The sequence below is a fragment of the Xanthomonas sp. WHRI 10207 genome (assembly GCF_040202975.1).
GTDB lineage: Bacteria > Pseudomonadota > Gammaproteobacteria > Xanthomonadales > Xanthomonadaceae > Xanthomonas.
In genome coordinates this window covers 219,077-233,345 of sequence record NZ_JBEGDX010000001.1, presented here as the reverse complement: position 1 = coordinate 233,345, position 14,269 = coordinate 219,077, and the positions used below count along the sequence as shown (strand labels likewise).

The 14,269-nt window shown below is 64.7% G+C and carries 14 protein-coding genes and 1 other RNA gene; 10 read left to right on the top strand and 5 right to left on the bottom strand.

Annotated elements, in window-relative coordinates; genetic code table 11:
* Positions 1–24: 24 nt before the first annotated feature.
* Complete coding sequence (locus ABQU90_RS01000; RefSeq protein WP_323521732.1) at positions 25–540, bottom strand: SgcJ/EcaC family oxidoreductase; 516 nt, start codon at positions 538–540, stop codon at positions 25–27.
* Positions 541–664: 124 nt separating this feature from the next.
* Between ABQU90_RS01000 and ABQU90_RS00995 the strand changes: the two genes are divergently transcribed.
* From ABQU90_RS00995 to ABQU90_RS00985, 3 genes are read left to right on the top strand one after another with little or no spacing between them, the layout of a single operon-like run.
* Positions 665–1,372 carry a helix-turn-helix transcriptional regulator gene (locus ABQU90_RS00995; RefSeq protein ID WP_323521731.1) on the top strand — a complete coding sequence of 236 codons (708 nt, stop codon included), beginning with the start codon at positions 665–667 and terminating at the stop codon, positions 1,370–1,372.
* Entirely contained in the window at positions 1,369–3,279 is a 1,911-nt protein-coding gene (locus tag ABQU90_RS00990) for an ATP-binding protein (protein ID WP_055851218.1), read from the top strand. Before ABQU90_RS00995 ends, ABQU90_RS00990 begins: the two co-directional genes overlap by 4 nt.
* A complete protein-coding gene (locus tag ABQU90_RS00985; RefSeq protein ID WP_055851215.1) occupies positions 3,276–3,740 on the top strand; it encodes a response regulator in 465 nt (154 codons plus the stop codon). Before ABQU90_RS00990 ends, ABQU90_RS00985 begins: the two co-directional genes overlap by 4 nt.
* Positions 3,741–3,892: 152 nt before the next feature.
* Here the strand turns inward: ABQU90_RS00985 and ABQU90_RS00980 are convergent, their stop codons facing one another.
* Positions 3,893–4,123, bottom strand: coding sequence for a putative signal transducing protein (locus tag ABQU90_RS00980; protein WP_323521730.1), 231 nt, complete (start codon positions 4,121–4,123; stop codon positions 3,893–3,895).
* The gene (locus tag ABQU90_RS00975; protein ID WP_115561484.1) at positions 4,123–4,764 is read right to left on the bottom strand and encodes a glutathione S-transferase family protein; all 642 of its coding nucleotides are present in this window, start codon (positions 4,762–4,764) and stop codon (positions 4,123–4,125) included. Before ABQU90_RS00975 ends, ABQU90_RS00980 begins: the two co-directional genes overlap by 1 nt.
* 310 nt (positions 4,765–5,074) lie before the next feature.
* Here ABQU90_RS00975 and ABQU90_RS00970 point away from each other — a divergent pair, with 310 nt between their 5' ends.
* Positions 5,075–6,814 (top strand): glutamine--tRNA ligase/YqeY domain fusion protein, encoded by a 1,740-nt coding sequence (locus ABQU90_RS00970; protein WP_055851208.1) that lies wholly within the window; start codon positions 5,075–5,077, stop codon positions 6,812–6,814.
* Between the two features lie 59 nt (positions 6,815–6,873).
* Here the strand turns inward: ABQU90_RS00970 and ABQU90_RS00965 are convergent.
* A non-coding RNA gene (locus ABQU90_RS00965) (sX9 sRNA) lies at positions 6,874–6,951 on the bottom strand.
* Between the two features lie 376 nt (positions 6,952–7,327).
* Here ABQU90_RS00965 and ABQU90_RS00960 point away from each other — a divergent pair.
* From ABQU90_RS00960 to rlmM, 4 genes are all read left to right on the top strand, one after another.
* Entirely contained in the window at positions 7,328–8,257 is a 930-nt protein-coding gene (locus ABQU90_RS00960; protein WP_323521729.1) for a DMT family transporter, read from the top strand.
* A 565-nt stretch (positions 8,258–8,822) separates the two neighbouring features.
* The gene (locus ABQU90_RS00955; RefSeq protein WP_082473551.1) at positions 8,823–9,191 is read left to right on the top strand and encodes a hypothetical protein; all 369 of its coding nucleotides are present in this window, start codon (positions 8,823–8,825) and stop codon (positions 9,189–9,191) included.
* A 24-nt stretch (positions 9,192–9,215) separates the two neighbouring features.
* Positions 9,216–9,776: a nucleoside deaminase gene (locus ABQU90_RS00950; RefSeq protein ID WP_055851196.1), complete on the top strand. Its 561-nt coding sequence runs from the start codon at positions 9,216–9,218 to the stop codon at positions 9,774–9,776.
* A gap of 21 nt (positions 9,777–9,797) precedes the next feature.
* Positions 9,798–10,841, top strand: coding sequence for a 23S rRNA (cytidine(2498)-2'-O)-methyltransferase RlmM (rlmM, locus tag ABQU90_RS00945; RefSeq protein WP_323521728.1), 1,044 nt, complete (start codon positions 9,798–9,800; stop codon positions 10,839–10,841).
* Between the two features lie 267 nt (positions 10,842–11,108).
* On the opposite strand, the gene ABQU90_RS00940 is transcribed toward rlmM, so the two are convergent.
* The gene (locus tag ABQU90_RS00940) at positions 11,109–12,218 is read right to left on the bottom strand and encodes a Gfo/Idh/MocA family protein (RefSeq protein WP_115527161.1); all 1,110 of its coding nucleotides are present in this window, start codon (positions 12,216–12,218) and stop codon (positions 11,109–11,111) included.
* Positions 12,219–12,474: 256 nt separating this feature from the next.
* On the opposite strand from ABQU90_RS00940, the gene ABQU90_RS00935 reads away from it, so the two are divergent.
* Together ABQU90_RS00935 and ABQU90_RS00930 are read left to right on the top strand one after the other, a co-directional pair.
* Positions 12,475–13,380 (top strand): SMP-30/gluconolactonase/LRE family protein, encoded by a 906-nt coding sequence (locus ABQU90_RS00935; protein ID WP_323521726.1) that lies wholly within the window; start codon positions 12,475–12,477, stop codon positions 13,378–13,380.
* A gap of 82 nt (positions 13,381–13,462) precedes the next feature.
* Positions 13,463–14,185 (top strand): hypothetical protein, encoded by a 723-nt coding sequence (locus ABQU90_RS00930; RefSeq protein ID WP_115512455.1) that lies wholly within the window; start codon positions 13,463–13,465, stop codon positions 14,183–14,185.
* Positions 14,186–14,269 lie beyond the last annotated feature (84 nt).

The window sequence follows — 14,269 nt, the reverse complement described above, 5'->3', positions numbered from 1 at the left end:
CGGCGCTCGCCGCCGATGCAGCGCTTACTTGGCCTTGGCGACCGCCGCACGCGTATCGACTTCCGGCATCGCCGAGCTGTGGTGGTTGATGATCAACCACTTGCCGTCGCGCTTCTCGTAGACGAAGGTGTAGCGCGCCTGCACGTCGCTCTTCTTGCCGCTCTTGTCGGTCAGCGTGAAGGTGTAGACGCCGGCATCCACCGCGCTGTCGTCATCGAGCACACGTACGGTGCGGTAATTGATCACGCCCTTGGGCTTTTTGGTCAGGAACAGTTCGAAGTAGTTTTCGATCTGCTCGCGCGAGGCGCGCACTTCGTTGGAGACCGTCGGCAGCAGCACGCCGTCCGGTGCATACAGATCGGCCACCTTGTGCGGGTTACCTGTCGCCAGCGCGGCGTTCCAGGTGTCGAACAGCGCAGCGACTTCGCGCTCTTCGCCGCCAGCCGGCAGTGCGGCCTTGTCTGCGTAGTGCATCACACCGCCGGCCAGCGCCGGGGTGGCAGCCAGAGCCAGAACCAAAGAGAACAGGGTGCGGCGCATGGAAAATCTCCGTTAGGTTGTTGTGGGTGCCTCATCGGGCAAGCTCAGTATCGAAATCAAGCACCCCCAACAATTCTGCCGATTGGCATATACTCAAATATGCTGATCGGCCTAGAGCTAACCTATGGAAGCCCCTACCAATGCTGGCGATTGGCGCCTGACCTTGCGGCGCGAGGCCTCAGACAGCGCACGTTGGCAGGCGCTCTTGGAGGCGGCCGCGGCCCTGCGTCAGGCCCACACGCCGGAGCAAGCCTGCGATGCAGTACTGAGCCGCGTGCTGCTGTTGCTGGGCCTGGAGCACGGCGCCGTGCTGGCGCAGCGCGGGCCGCGCGCGCAGGTGCTTGCCAGCCGCGGGCGGGCACTGCCGCCCGGTGCCAGTGCGGCCGGCGACGGTCACGAAGCCGCCTGGCTGATGCCACCGCGCCCAAGCGACATGCGCGAAGCCAAAGTATCGATCCATGCCCTGGGCACAACCCACGGCATGCTGTGCGTGGCCTGGACCGACAGCCGCACCGCGCCCGGCAACGATGACGTGCAGGCGCTGCAAGCCTTCGCACTGTTGCTGCCGGCAATGGTGGCCGAACCGGCCAAGCCGATCGCCACGCGTCGGCGCAAACCCCAGCAGGACGACCGCCTCAGTGCGCTGAGCAAACGCGAGAAACAGGTCTTGTCGCTGCTGCCGCGCGGACTCACCAATGCCACGCTGGCAGCTGAACTGGGGATTTCTCCCGGCACGGTAAAAGTGCATGTGGAGCGAATCCTGCAGAAACTTGAGGTAAAAGATCGCACCCAGGCCGCGGTGTACGCGGTCCATGCCGGACTCGCGCTATGAATGCATTGGCAGTGCGTTGGAACGATTGGCCAATCACCCGTAAAAGTCTGGCGGTAGTGACCCTGCCGCTGCTGTTGCTGGCCGTGGCGCTGATGGCGATCTACAGCGTGGAGCGGCAGAACATCGCCGCCGAAAACGATGTGCGCCAGACACTGGAGGTGTTGAGCGACCTGTACGAAGCACATGCGCTGTTGGCCGAAACCGCGGCCGGTGTGCGCGGCTATCGCCTGGTGCGCCGCGATGAATTCCTCACCCCATACCGCGATGCCGAACCGCGGTTGCAACGCGTGGCCGAACGGCTCTCGCAACGCATCACCGACCCGGTCCAGGCGCAGCGATTTGCGCGTATCAAGCCGCTATTTGCGGAAAAAATGCAGGGGTGGCGTCGTTTGCTGGCACCGGACCTGAGCCGCGAAGAAGAGATCCGTCAGCTCTGGGACGGCAAGTACAAGCTCGACATTCTGCGTGCGGAACTGCGCGAGTTGCGCAATTACGAAACCGCGCAGTTGCAAGTGCGCACCGCCAAGGCGCAAGGGCTGCGCCAGCGCAATCTGATCATCACCCTGAGCGCGGCCATGCTCGGCGGCCTGGGCGCAGTGTTTGCAGTGGCGTGGTTCGCCTCGGCCTTGTCCGGGCGGCTACGCACGCTGGCGGCCAACGCAGACCGACTGGGCGAAGGCCTGCCGCTGGCACCGCAACCGCGCGCCGGCGATGAGTTGGGCCAGGTCGGCCAGCGGCTGGCGCAGGCCAGCGAACTGTTGGCCGCACGCGCGGCCGAAGCGCAACTGGCACGGCGCGATGCAGAAACCGCAAACCGCGCGAAAACCGAATTTCTCTCGCGCAGCAGCCATGAACTGCGCACGCCGCTCAACGCAATTCTGGGCTATGCGCAGGTGCTGGAAATGGACCTGCCCGAACCGGGCCACCGCCGCCATCTGCAGCACATTCTGGGCGCCGGCCGGCACTTGCTGGGGCTGATCACCGAGTTGCTGGACATCGCGCGGATCGAAGCCGATCAACTGGATCTCAGCCCGGAACCCATTTCGGTGCGCGCGGCCGTGCACGAAGCGCTGGGCCTGATCGCGCCGGATGCCGACAAGTACGGCATTGCATTGCAACCGGCCGCCATCGAAGGGCCGTGGACGGTCCGCGCCGACGCGCAGCGGCTGCGTCAGGTGCTGCTCAATCTGCTGTCGAACGCGGTCAAGTTCAATCGTCCCGGCGGTCAGGTGCAGGTCACCGCACAGGCAGATGGCGAACAACTGCGCATCACCGTGGCCGATCAGGGCACGGGGCTGACGCCTGCGCAGATCGAGCGCTTGTTTACGCCGTTCGAGCGACTCGGTGCCGAGCGGTCGGCCGTGGAAGGGACCGGTCTGGGCCTGGCACTGAGCAAGCGCCTGATCGAGGCGATGGGTGGGCAGATCGGCGTGGACAGCAGCCGCGATGGCGCACGCTTCTGGATCTCGCTACCGCAAGGCGAGCCGCAACCCAACGAGCCAGCACGCATTCTGCTGCCGCCCAGCACCAGCGGCAGCGCGGTGTGCCGGCTGCTGAGCATCGAGGACAACCCGTCCAACCAGGCGCTGATCCGCACCCTCACCGAGCGTCGCCCGCAATGGCACTTGCTCGAAGCCGCCAGCCTGGCGCAGGCGCGCGAGTTGTTGCAGCAGGGCGTGCCGGATCTGATCCTGCTGGATCTGCACCTGAGCGACGGCAACGGCGAGGAGCTGTTGCGCGAGCTGCAAGCGCAGCCGGCCACTGCGCAGGTGCCGGTAGTGGTGATCAGCGCCGATGCCACCACCGCCACCCTGGCGCGCGTCGGCAATCAGGGCGTACGTGCGTATCTGACCAAACCGCTCGACGTGGCGGAATTCTTCACCGTGATCGACAGGCTGCTGGCATGACACGCGACGAAATCCTGGGCTCTCGCATCCTCATCGTCGACGACGAGCCGGCCAATGTGCGGCTGCTCGAAGACCTGCTGCAGCGCGAAGGCTTCCAGCAGGTCATCGCCACCACCGATCCGCTGCGGGTCATGGGGCTGGTGTCGGCGTTCGCGCCGGACCTGATCCTGCTGGATCTGAAGATGCCCGAGCTGGACGGCTACGCGCTGCTGGAACAGCTGGCGCGGCTGTCCGATCCGGGGCATTTTTTGCCGGTGATCGTGCTCACCGCCGACCCCAGCCGCAGCGCGCGCCACCGCGCCCTGGGCCTGGGCGCCAAGGACTTCTTGACCAAGCCGCTGGACACCTTCGAAGTCGCGCTGCGGGTCTGGAACGTGGCCGAAACCACGGTACTGTTCAAACGCCTGCGCGCGCTGGCCGCGCCAGAGGCCGCGCCGCCAGGGTGGCGTCAGTCGGAATGATGCGTACGCGTCGTAGGAGCGCACCTGGGCGCGACCGGGCTTTGCCGATAAACGCCCGCGCAGGAGCGCACCTGGGCGCTGTGAAGCTTTGCCGATAAACGCCAGATCGCGCCCGGGTGCGCTCCTACGGGTGGCGCTGCGCTGCTTCAACGCTATAGCGCGCGGGTGACTTCGCCGCACAGGCCGATGTCGGCCAGCACCGCCTGCGCCTGACTCAGCTGCAGGTCGGACACGCACACCTGCAGCACGCCGAAGGCCGGCAATTCGCCGGCGCCGCCCAGCAGCGATTCGCCGAACACGAAGGCGGTGATGCCGGCATCTTCCAGCGCGTGCTTGGCCAGATGCGCATCGATGATGTGACTGGCGCGATAGGCGATCTGCATCAGCCGCGCTCCGCGCGTTCGCGTTCTGCGCCGTTGCGCCATTCGCGTAGCGCCGGCAGCGCATCCAGGGCGGCCAGGTAATCGCCAGCAGCCTCGAACAGCGGTACGCCATAGCTGGCAAAGCGCAGCGCCACCGGGGCGTACATCGCATCGACAATGCCGAATTCGCCGCACAGGAAGTTGCCGGCATGGCCGTGCTCGGCACGCAGGCTGGCCCACAGGGCCTGGATGCGGGTGATGTCGCGCTCGGCCGCTGCATCCCACTGCGCCGGGCCGGGGGGACGGGCCAGATCCATCGGCAGCTGCGTGCGCAGGGCGGCAAAGCCCGAATGCATTTCGGCCGCAGCCGCGCGTGCCTGGGCCCGCACCGCCAGATCCGCCGGCCAGCCGCGGCCGTCGAGCCAGCGCTCGTTGATGTATTCGCAAATCGCCAGCGAATCCCAGACATGCAGGGTGTCGTCCCACAACACCGGCACCCTGCGAGTGGGCGAATAACCGGCGATGCGCGCCTGGAACTGCGGCGTGTCCAGCGGCAGGCAGACTTCCTCGAACGGCACCTGGAAATGCCGCAATAGCAGCCACGGCCGCAACGACCAGGAAGACAGGGTTTTGTCGCCGATCACCAGACGGGGCAAGGGCATGCGCAGCTCGCTGCAGAGGGTCGGCGCAGCGTACGCGTCGGGGCCGGCCACCGCCAGCCGTGGCCGATCGGGTGCTGCCAGCGCCCTTCACGCACGCTCGCGATGGCACCACCGCCTGCCACCGCTTCCTTCGATAAGGTCTTGAGACTGGCCCTTGACCACCGGATGTCGCTGCTGGCCAGCCGCGCGGAGCCCACTGACGGCGCCGACGGCGGTAAAAACATCGCAAAACGCGCCGCACTGCCCCACCGCCTACCCCTAACCGGTGCCACCGCCTAAACTTGCGGTTTACTTATTGCCGATGCCCCGCATGTCCGAGATTCCAGCCACCGACGCCACCGCCCCGGCGGAGAAGAAAGACTTCATCCGCCAGATCGTTCGCGAGGACCTGGCCAGCGGCAAGCACACGGTCATTCGCACCCGCTTCCCGCCCGAGCCCAATGGCTACCTGCACATCGGCCACGCCAAGGCGATCTGCCTGGACTTCGGCCTGGCGGCCGAATTCGGCGGGCTGTGCAATCTGCGCCTGGACGACACCAACCCGGCCAAGGAAGACCCCGAGTTTGCGGCCGCCATCCAGGACGACGTGCGCTGGCTGGGCTACGAATGGGCGCAGCTGCGCCACGCGTCGGACTACTTCGATGTGTATTACCTGGCTGCGCAGAAGCTGATCCGCGACGGCCACGCGTTCGTTTGCGATCTCAGCGCAGAGCAGGTGCGCGAATACCGCGGCACCTTGACCGAGCCGGGCCGCAATTCGCCGTATCGTGAGCGCAGCGTCGAAGAAAACCTGGACCTGTTCGGCCGCATGCGCGCCGGCGAATTCCCCGATGGCGCACGCACGCTGCGCGCCAAGATCGACATGGCCAGCGGCAATATCAATCTGCGCGACCCGGCGCTGTACCGCATCAAGCATGTGGAGCATCAGAACACCGGCAACGCCTGGCCGATCTATCCGATGTACGACTTTGCGCATTCGCTGGGCGATGCAGTGGAAGGCATCACCCACTCGCTGTGCACGCTGGAATTCGAAGACCACCGCCCGCTGTACGACTGGTGCGTGGACAAGGTGGACCTGGCCGGGCATCCGGCGCTGCTGCAGCCGCTGCTGGACAAGGGCCTGCCGCGCGAAGCCGCCAAGCCGCGTCAGATCGAGTTTTCGCGCCTCAACATCAACTACACGGTGATGAGCAAGCGCAAGCTCACCGCGCTGGTGGAAGAACAGTTGGTGGATGGCTGGGACGACCCACGCATGTACACGCTGCAGGGCCTGCGTCGTCGCGGCTATACGCCAGCGGCGATGCGCCTGTTTGTGGACCGCGTGGGCATCAGCAAGCAGAACTCGCTGATCGACTTCTCGGTACTGGAAGGCTGCCTGCGCGAAGATCTGGATACCACCGCAGCGCGCCGCATGGCGGTGATCGACCCGCTCAAGCTGGTGCTGACCAACCTGCCCGACGGCCATACCGAGACACTGCAGTTTTCCAATCATCCCAAGGACGAGAGCTTCGGCACACGTGAGGTGCCGTTCGCACGCGAGCTGTGGATCGATCGCGAAGATTTTGCCGAAGTCCCGCCCAAGGGCTGGAAGCGGTTGGTGCCGGGCGGCGAAATCCGTCTGCGTGGCGCCGGCATCGCGCGCGTGGATGAGGTGATCAAGAACGACGCCGGGCAGATCGTCGAGCTGCGCGGCTGGCTGGATCCGGAATCGCGCCCGGGCATGGAAGGCGCGAACCGCAAGGTCAAGGGCACCATCCATTGGGTCAGCGCAGTGCATGCGGTGGAAGCGGAAATCCGCCTGTACGACCGTCTGTTTTCGGTGGAAAAACCCGACGACGAATCCGAAGGCAAGACCTACCGCGACTATCTCAACCCCGAGTCCAAGCGCAGCGTGCGCGGCTATGTGGAACCGTCGGCGACGCAGGCGGCACCGGAGCAGGCATTCCAGTTCGAACGCACCGGTTACTTTGTTGCCGACCGCCGCGATCACAGCGCGGCCACGCCGGTGTTCAACCGCAGCGTGACCTTGCGCGATACCTGGGCCAAGTAAGTGCGGCAGCCACTTCGGCGATGCTTGCGGCAACGCAGGCGTCGCCGAGTGGTTGGAGCGGCCAATAAAACGTAGCGAGCAATCGTGATGGTGGATGCGGACGGCGCACTCATAAGCGGTGTGTACGAGTGGTCCATGCCGCACCGGGCACTGGCCTCGCCCGCCTTGCGGCTGCACAGGAGTGTTGCTAGCTGCTCTGAATGTGCGCATGCAAGCGTTCACCCACGTTGTTCGAACAGCCAGCGTGCGGCCATCCGGCTGCTGATCGCTGCGGTGTCGTAGTCGCAATGCCCACCCGTGCACGCGGCGGCCAATCGTCCGGCGCGACGTCGGCAATCGAACGATCGCTGAGGGAATGCCAGATCGCATAGGGCACGCTGTTTACGGGCGTACCGCTTTGACGGCTTCATCGCGAAACAGCCATCTCAGGGCGGCAGGCATGCGTGATCGGCGAGCTTGATCAACGCCACGCTGCACTGCACGCTGCGGTGGATGGCATGAAGGAGACGCACGATGCGTGAGCGCATGATGATGGGCGTTGCCTGCGGCATCGGTGCGGGCGCGTTGTGGGGACTGGTGTTTCTGGCGCCGCAGTTGTTGTCGGCGTTTACCCCGCTGCAATTGGCGGTGGCGCGCTACCTGTCGTATGGCGCGGTCGCCGCGCTGGTGCTGGCACCGCGTGCACGACAAACCGCCGCCCGGTTGGGCCGCGCCGAGTGGTGGGCGCTGGTTCGTCTGAGCCTGATGGGCAATCTAATTTATTACGTCTTGCTGGGCAGCGCCGTGCAGTGGGCCGGTAGCGCGGCGACGGCGCTGATCATCGGGTTGCTGCCGGTGGTGGTCACCATCATCGGTACGCGCGCTGCCGGCGCGGTGCAACTGCGGCGGCTTGCCGCGCCGTGCGCGCTGTGCGTCATCGGCGTGGCGCTGGTCGCGCTGGACACCGTGCAGGACGACTCCGGGCAACAGGCGAGCGACCGCCTCACCCGCATTGCCGGCTTGCTGTGCGCAGTTGGTGCACTGGTCTCGTGGTCGGCATATTCGATCGCCAATGCGCGCTGGTTGCGTCGCCGTCCCGACCTCTCCGGTGGCGACTGGTCGCTGCTGACCGGTGTGGTCACCGGCGCACTGGCCGCGTTGCTGGCGCCGGCGGCGATGATTGGCAGCGCAGCGCATGCAACGATCGATTGGGCCAGTTTCTGGGGTGTTTCGCTGCTGCTGGGCATCCTGGCATCGGTGATCGGCAATGCCTTGTGGAACCGCGCCAGCCGCGTGCTGCCACTGACCCTGGTCGGGCAGATGATCGTGTTCGAAACCGTGTTTGCGCTGCTGTACGGGTTTGCCTGGGAAATGCGCCTGCCCACGCCACTGGAGCTGGCCGCGATCGCCTGCTTGCTGGTCGGCGTGCTGTGGTGCGCAGCGCTGCATGCGGAAGCGAATTGACGCAACCGGCCTGCGCGCGCATCGGCCTAGATTGCACGCTGTCTTCAATGGAACACCACCATGTGCCTCCCACGACAAGGCAAGCGAGCGCTCTACGGAGCGGTCTTTTCTCTTTCGATCGGCTTGGCGGGCTGCTCGCAGCCGCAGCAAACCGTACAAGCGGTCACTCCGGCCGACGTGCTGTGCATGTTCGTCCCCAACCCGCCCGACGCCGAGCTGCCCAACGCCGACCGCGATGAAAGCATGCAGCAGTTAGCGCTTGCCAACCGTTGCAGCTCTGCGCTGCGTCGGCGCCGATGATGAGGTCGCAAGAACCGGCAGTCCCCACCAGCGAATGGCGATTGCCTGTGACGGCGCCCGCCACTGCGATGACCAACGCGCGTTTCACCACTGCATATCGGCGCGCGCTTCTACGGTCGGCTCGCTCGCGCGCGCGTCGTGACCGGCAAATGGCGCAGTGCGTCACCCGGCCAGGCACTCTGCGATGCGTCAGGTGTCATACGGACCACATTCGCGGCGGCCAGGGCTTACCATGAAACTCACTTACCGTGATCGGAGCAGCCACATGTCCCGTGCCTTGTCCTGGTGTCTGAGCAGTCTGTTCCTGATCGCATCCCTGGTTCTGATGGGCTGTGTGACTGCCCCGCCCACCGAAGCGGCAACCCGTCCGGCGGTGTCGCCGATCAAGCTCGCCCAGGTGAATACCACCTGCCGCACCGATGCCGACTGCATGGTCAAGGACGTGGGCAGCTGTTGCGGCAAGTTGCCGGCCTGCGTCAACGTCAACAGCCCTACCAACCCCAAAGCCGTTGCGGCGCAATGCCAGGCTAGCGGGATGGTGGGTGTCTGCGGCTTCCGCCCGATCGACGCCTGCCAGTGCGTTTCCGGCCAATGTGCCGCAACGCGGGCAACGACCGATACACTGAGACCTTGATTCGTCTCAGCAACCGGTCCACTGATGCTCTACGCGCAAGTCCACCTCACCCTGCCCGCCTGGATTCATGAGTTTGTAGACGCCAGCCGCGCCTATCCCGGCGACGACGACAAGGTGGCGCTGGCCATCGCGCTGTCGCGGATGAACGTGGAAGCGCGCAGCGGCGGCCCGTTTGGCGCTGTCGTGTTCGGCCCGGATCATCACATCATCGCGGCTGCGGTCAACCGCGTGGTGCCGCAAAACACCTCGCTGGCGCATGCAGAGAACATGGCCTACATGCTCGCGCAGCAGCGCCTGCAGACGCCACGCTTGAACGACGTGCTGTCGCCGGTAACGCTGGCCACTTCTGCGCAGCCATGTTGCCAGTGCTATGGAGCCACGGTATGGGCCGGTATCGACCGCCTGTTGATCGGCGCACGCGCAGAAGACGTGATGGCACTGACCGAATTCGATGAAGGCCCGCTGCCTGCCGACTGGGTGGGCGAGCTCACCCGCCGCGGCATCGAGGTGGTCCGCGATGTGCAACGCGAACAGGCTTGTGCGGTGCTGCGTAGCTACGGCGAGGGCGGCGGTGATCATTATTGACCTGTCCTTGCGAGTGCTGCGATGAGCGGACTGCTGTGTTATTGCCGCCAAGGCTTCGAGCCAGAACTGGCGGCCGAACTGAGTGCGCGCGCCTCGTTTATCGGCATCGCCGGCTATGCGCGTACGCAGCGCAACGATGGCTATGTGCTGTTCGTCTGCGATGAGGCCGCGCAACTGGCTGCAAAGCTGCACTGGCGCGAGCTGATCTTTGCGCGACAGAAACTGGTGGTACTGGCCGAGCTCAAGGGCATCGACCCCAAAGACCGCATAACCCCGATCCTGGCCGCACTGGAAGGGCAGCAGCGCTTTGGCGATCTGTGGGTGGAGCACCCGGATTCGGATGCTGGCAAACCGCTGGCGGGCCTGGCGCGCAGCTTCGGCAATGCGTTGCGCCCGGCACTGCGCAAGGCCGGCCTGCTCACCGACAAGCCGCAACCGCGACTGCCGCGCTTGCATGTGTGTTTTCTCGATGGCGACCACGCACTGCTGGCGGTAGCCGATGCCGACGACAGTGCGCCATGGCCACTGGGCATTCCGCGCCTGAAGTTGCTGCCGGAAGCGCCATCGCGCTCGGCACTGAAGCTCGACGAAGCGCTGCTCACCCTGCTCACGCCCGAGGAACGCGAGCGCCTGGTCAAGCCCGGCATGCGCGCGGCCGATCTGGGCGCCGCTCCCGGCGGCTGGACCTGGGTGCTCACCCGCCAGCATGTGCATGTGACCAGCGTCGACAACGGCCCGCTACGCGAGCATGTGCTGGAAACCGGTCTGGTCGAACATCTGCGCGCCGACGGCTTTCACTGGAAGCCGGCGCAACCGCTCGACTGGATGGTCTGCGACATGGTCGAGCAACCGCGCCGCGTGGCCGAACGCATGGCCACCTGGGTGCGCGAAGGCTGGTGCCGCCACACCATCTTCAACCTCAAGCTACCGATGAAAAAGCGCTGGGACGAGACGCGGCTGTGCCTGGACCTGTTCGAACAGCAGGCAGAAAAATCGCTGACCGTGCGTGCCAAGCAGCTGTATCACGATCGCGAAGAGATCACCGTGCTGGCGATGCGTGACTGAGCTGGGATTGGGGAGTCGGGATTGGGGAGTGGTAGAAGCGGTTGATCGGCGCGTTGCCGGCACATGTTCGCCATGAATTCCAGCAATCGTTGCGCGATGAGCTCTGTGCCTAGCGTGCACAGGTGTTGGAATGGAATTGGAGCAGCGGTGGCTGGTGGTGGATCTTGAAGGCTGTTGGCAGCTTCCAGCCCCATGCTTCGGCCGCATATTCCTGCGGCTTGTTGCCTCACTATGTCGGCGGCCTGTCGACCGCCGACACCTGCCGACTTACAGCACGATGCGCTTGCTGCCTTCACGCGCGGAGCGGTAGATCGCATCGACGATACGGATATCCCGCAAGCCTTCTTCGCCTGGCGCACGCAACGGCGTGCCATTGATGATCGCCAAGGCGTCTTCGTCCATCTGCAATGCCTGCTGATGCGGCACTTTGACATCGAAGACGCGGCCGTCGCTGGCCTTGCCGGTGACGCCTTGATAGCTCTGAAACGGCGACAGCTCATACCAGCCACGCTCGCAGTCGGCGCGCAGCACGTTCATGTTGGCACCGAAGCTGGTCTTGCATGCCGCACGCACGGCATTGGGAAATTCCAGCGTGAAATCCATATGTTCGTCGACCTCGTCGAACAACTCGGGACGGTCGGTCCAGCGCTTGGCGGTCACCGCCAGCGGCTCGGCGCCCACGGTGTAACGCGCGGCATTGAGCGGATATACGCCCATGTCGTACATCGCACCGCCGCCGAATTCCGAGCGTAGCCGCCACGGGCGATCGGCCTTGGTCGTATCGCGATAGCCGTTGTAACCGGCCTCGGCACGCACGCGTTGCATCGCGCCGAACGGCTTCTCGCCTGCCATCGCAATCAGACGCCGCGTATTGGGTTCGTGCTGCATGCGGTAGCCGATCGTCAATGCAACCTTGTTACGTTTGCAGGCGGCAATCATCGCCTCGCATTCGCCCGCATGCATTGCCATCGGCTTTTCGCACCACACGTGCTTACCGGCCGCCGCCGCACGCAATGCAAGCGGTGCATGCATGTGAGTCGGCGTGACGATGTAGACCACATCGATGTCGTCGTTGTCGGCGATACGGTCGAAGTTGTCGTAGTTGTAGACGTTGCGATCGGCAATGCCGTACTTGGACTGCCACTGCCCAATCTTCGACGGCGTGCCGGTCACGATGCCCGCCAGCTTGCAGTGTTTGGTCAAAGCCAGGCCCGGCGCGAGTTGCTCGCTGGCATAACTCCCCAACCCTGCCAGTGCAACATTGAGCGGTTTTCCCGGCTTCTTTTTCGGCAACGCCCATGCAGGTGCGCCAAGCAGGATGCCGGCACTGCCGAAGGCGGCAAGCAAGCGGCGACGTGTCAAGGATTCCACGGACATGCAAACCTCCTTCTTAGAGAGAATAGCGACCAGCGTTTGCCAAGCGGCATCGTGCAGACGGCATTGGCGCAGCGGACATTGCGATGCACGCGCGACATGGCACGCATCAGCCACATCGGCTCGACGACACGCCGTCATGTATCGGCTGCTCCGATCCACTACTGCCCGCGCACCTTACTTGATCGCACGTGATCATCGCCATGGTCGCGCTGCACGGTCTGGCACACTGCCGACGATCATCTCTGGAGGATTTCGCATGACCGCTGCTGCCCGCCATCGTTTCCTGCCACTGGCGCTGTTGTTGTCCAGCTCGCTCGCCAGCGCTGCCGATCCGCCGTTCGTTACGCGCGACCTGATCGGAGATGGCGCATTCACGCATAACGCCGAGGGCCCGGCAGCAGGCCCGGACGGCGCGCTGTATGCGGTGAATCTGGGCAAGGACGGCACCATTGCACACATCGCGTTGCAAACAGACGGCAGCGCAATTGCCGAGGTGTTTGTCACCTTGCCTGCCGGCAGCACCGGCAACGGCATTCGCTTTCGTGATGGCGCGATGTACGTGGCCGATTACACCAGCCACAAGATCTTGCGAGTGAATCTGCAGACGCGCGCGGTGAGCACCTTCGCCTCGCTGCCCGATTCCGATGGTCCCAACGATCTGGCACTGGCACCCGATGGCAGTTTCTATGCCAGCGACCCGAACTGGAAAGACAACAGCGGCCGCTTGTGGCACATCAGTCGCGATGGCGCAGTGCGGCTGCTGGAATCGGGCATGACCACGCCGAATGGACTGGACGTCAGCCCGGACGGCACGCACCTCTACGTCAACGAAAGCATGTCGCGCAAGGTGTGGGTGTACGACCGCCTGGACGATGGCAGCGTGCGCAACAAACGTCTGCTGATCGCGTTCCCCGATTTCGGTATGGACGGTATGCGCTGCGATGCCGACGGCAATCTTTATATCGCCCGTTACGATGCCGGACAGATCGCGGTGGTGTCGCCGGCAGGCAAGTTGCTGCGCACGGTCGCGCTGAAAGGCCGCAAGGCCAGCAACGTCGCCTTCGGTGGCAGCGATGGCAAACAGGTGTTTGTTACCTTGCAGGATCGCGGCGCAGTTGAAACGTTCAGATCCGATCGCCCCGGGCGCGAAACCGGACGCTGAAACTGCTGCGCGCGTCGCATTGGTTCTCAGGCCGCGCAACAGCATCCTGGCATCCTGCAGGTCACCCGCGGAGGACTCCCCCATGCAACCCATCGAACTCAAGGACGCGGCCGCCTTTGGCAGCGAATTCCTGCGATTGACCCTGTTGCAGGGGTTTCAGTCGCTGACCAAACGCGACCTGGAACTGTTGATCTTCGTGCTGCTGGAGCGCGATGGCGCCATCTCGCGCAATAGCTCCAACGCCCTTGTCGCACTGCAGTTACGTGTCACCTCGGCCAAGGTCAAGGCCTTGCGTCGCGATGGCTATGCGCGCTGGCGCGCGTTGGTGCCCGAAGAAGGCGACGCGGCGATGCAGCGCATCGTGGCCAACGTGCTCACCGAAGACAATCTGCGCTCCGGTGCCAAACACGTCAGCGAACGCAGCCGCAAAGAAGGGTTCCTGGCGGTGCGGATCGAACATCCCGACGACGCACAGCAATTCGAGCAAGCCATTCTCGATGTCGGCGCGTTGCCGGTATACGAACGCAATCGCGAAGTGGTGGCGGTGCGCTTCGACACGCTGCTGAAAATCGCCGAACGCTGGGGCTATCTGCAGCAGGATCCGCAGGCGGCGGTACGCGAATTGCAGAAGCTCACGCCCACCGCCGAAGAAGTGGCGGATTTGCTGAAAAAGGACATTGCGCAGCTGCGCTGGGACGATGTGCGTCGCGCACTCAACAGTCTGGGCGCCAAGGCAGTGGCCAGCACCGCCGAAGGCGGCTTGAAGGGCTTGCTCAAGATCGTGTTTCCCTTCATCCCCGGCTGAGTGACCTGCAAGGCGACGGCAACGTGCCGTCGCCCCGCCAGATCCAGCGTTGATGCCGACGCCGCTGCGCCCAGCTTGCGCAAA

What these genes read in the sequence shown, in the direction of transcription:
- ABQU90_RS00985 (WP_055851215.1), top strand. Translation starts at nt 3,276, where the DNA reads ATGACACGCGACGAAATCCTGGGCTCTCGCATCCTCATCGTCGACGAC.
- ABQU90_RS00990 (WP_055851218.1), top strand. Translation starts at nt 1,369, where the DNA reads ATGAATGCATTGGCAGTGCGTTGGAACGATTGGCCAATCACCCGTAAA.
- ABQU90_RS00970 (WP_055851208.1), top strand. Translation starts at nt 5,075, where the DNA reads ATGTCCGAGATTCCAGCCACCGACGCCACCGCCCCGGCGGAGAAGAAA.
- ABQU90_RS01000 (WP_323521732.1), bottom strand. Translation starts at nt 540, where the DNA reads ATGCGCCGCACCCTGTTCTCTTTGGTTCTGGCTCTGGCTGCCACCCCG.
- ABQU90_RS00960 (WP_323521729.1), top strand. Translation starts at nt 7,328, where the DNA reads ATGCGTGAGCGCATGATGATGGGCGTTGCCTGCGGCATCGGTGCGGGC.
- ABQU90_RS00955 (WP_082473551.1), top strand. Translation starts at nt 8,823, where the DNA reads ATGTCCCGTGCCTTGTCCTGGTGTCTGAGCAGTCTGTTCCTGATCGCA.
- ABQU90_RS00995 (WP_323521731.1), top strand. Translation starts at nt 665, where the DNA reads ATGGAAGCCCCTACCAATGCTGGCGATTGGCGCCTGACCTTGCGGCGC.
- ABQU90_RS00940 (WP_115527161.1), bottom strand. Translation starts at nt 12,218, where the DNA reads ATGTCCGTGGAATCCTTGACACGTCGCCGCTTGCTTGCCGCCTTCGGC.
- ABQU90_RS00935 (WP_323521726.1), top strand. Translation starts at nt 12,475, where the DNA reads ATGACCGCTGCTGCCCGCCATCGTTTCCTGCCACTGGCGCTGTTGTTG.
- ABQU90_RS00950 (WP_055851196.1), top strand. Translation starts at nt 9,216, where the DNA reads ATGCTCTACGCGCAAGTCCACCTCACCCTGCCCGCCTGGATTCATGAG.
- ABQU90_RS00975 (WP_115561484.1), bottom strand. Translation starts at nt 4,764, where the DNA reads ATGCCCTTGCCCCGTCTGGTGATCGGCGACAAAACCCTGTCTTCCTGG.
- ABQU90_RS00980 (WP_323521730.1), bottom strand. Translation starts at nt 4,123, where the DNA reads ATGCAGATCGCCTATCGCGCCAGTCACATCATCGATGCGCATCTGGCC.
- ABQU90_RS00930 (WP_115512455.1), top strand. Translation starts at nt 13,463, where the DNA reads ATGCAACCCATCGAACTCAAGGACGCGGCCGCCTTTGGCAGCGAATTC.
- rlmM (WP_323521728.1), top strand. Translation starts at nt 9,798, where the DNA reads ATGAGCGGACTGCTGTGTTATTGCCGCCAAGGCTTCGAGCCAGAACTG.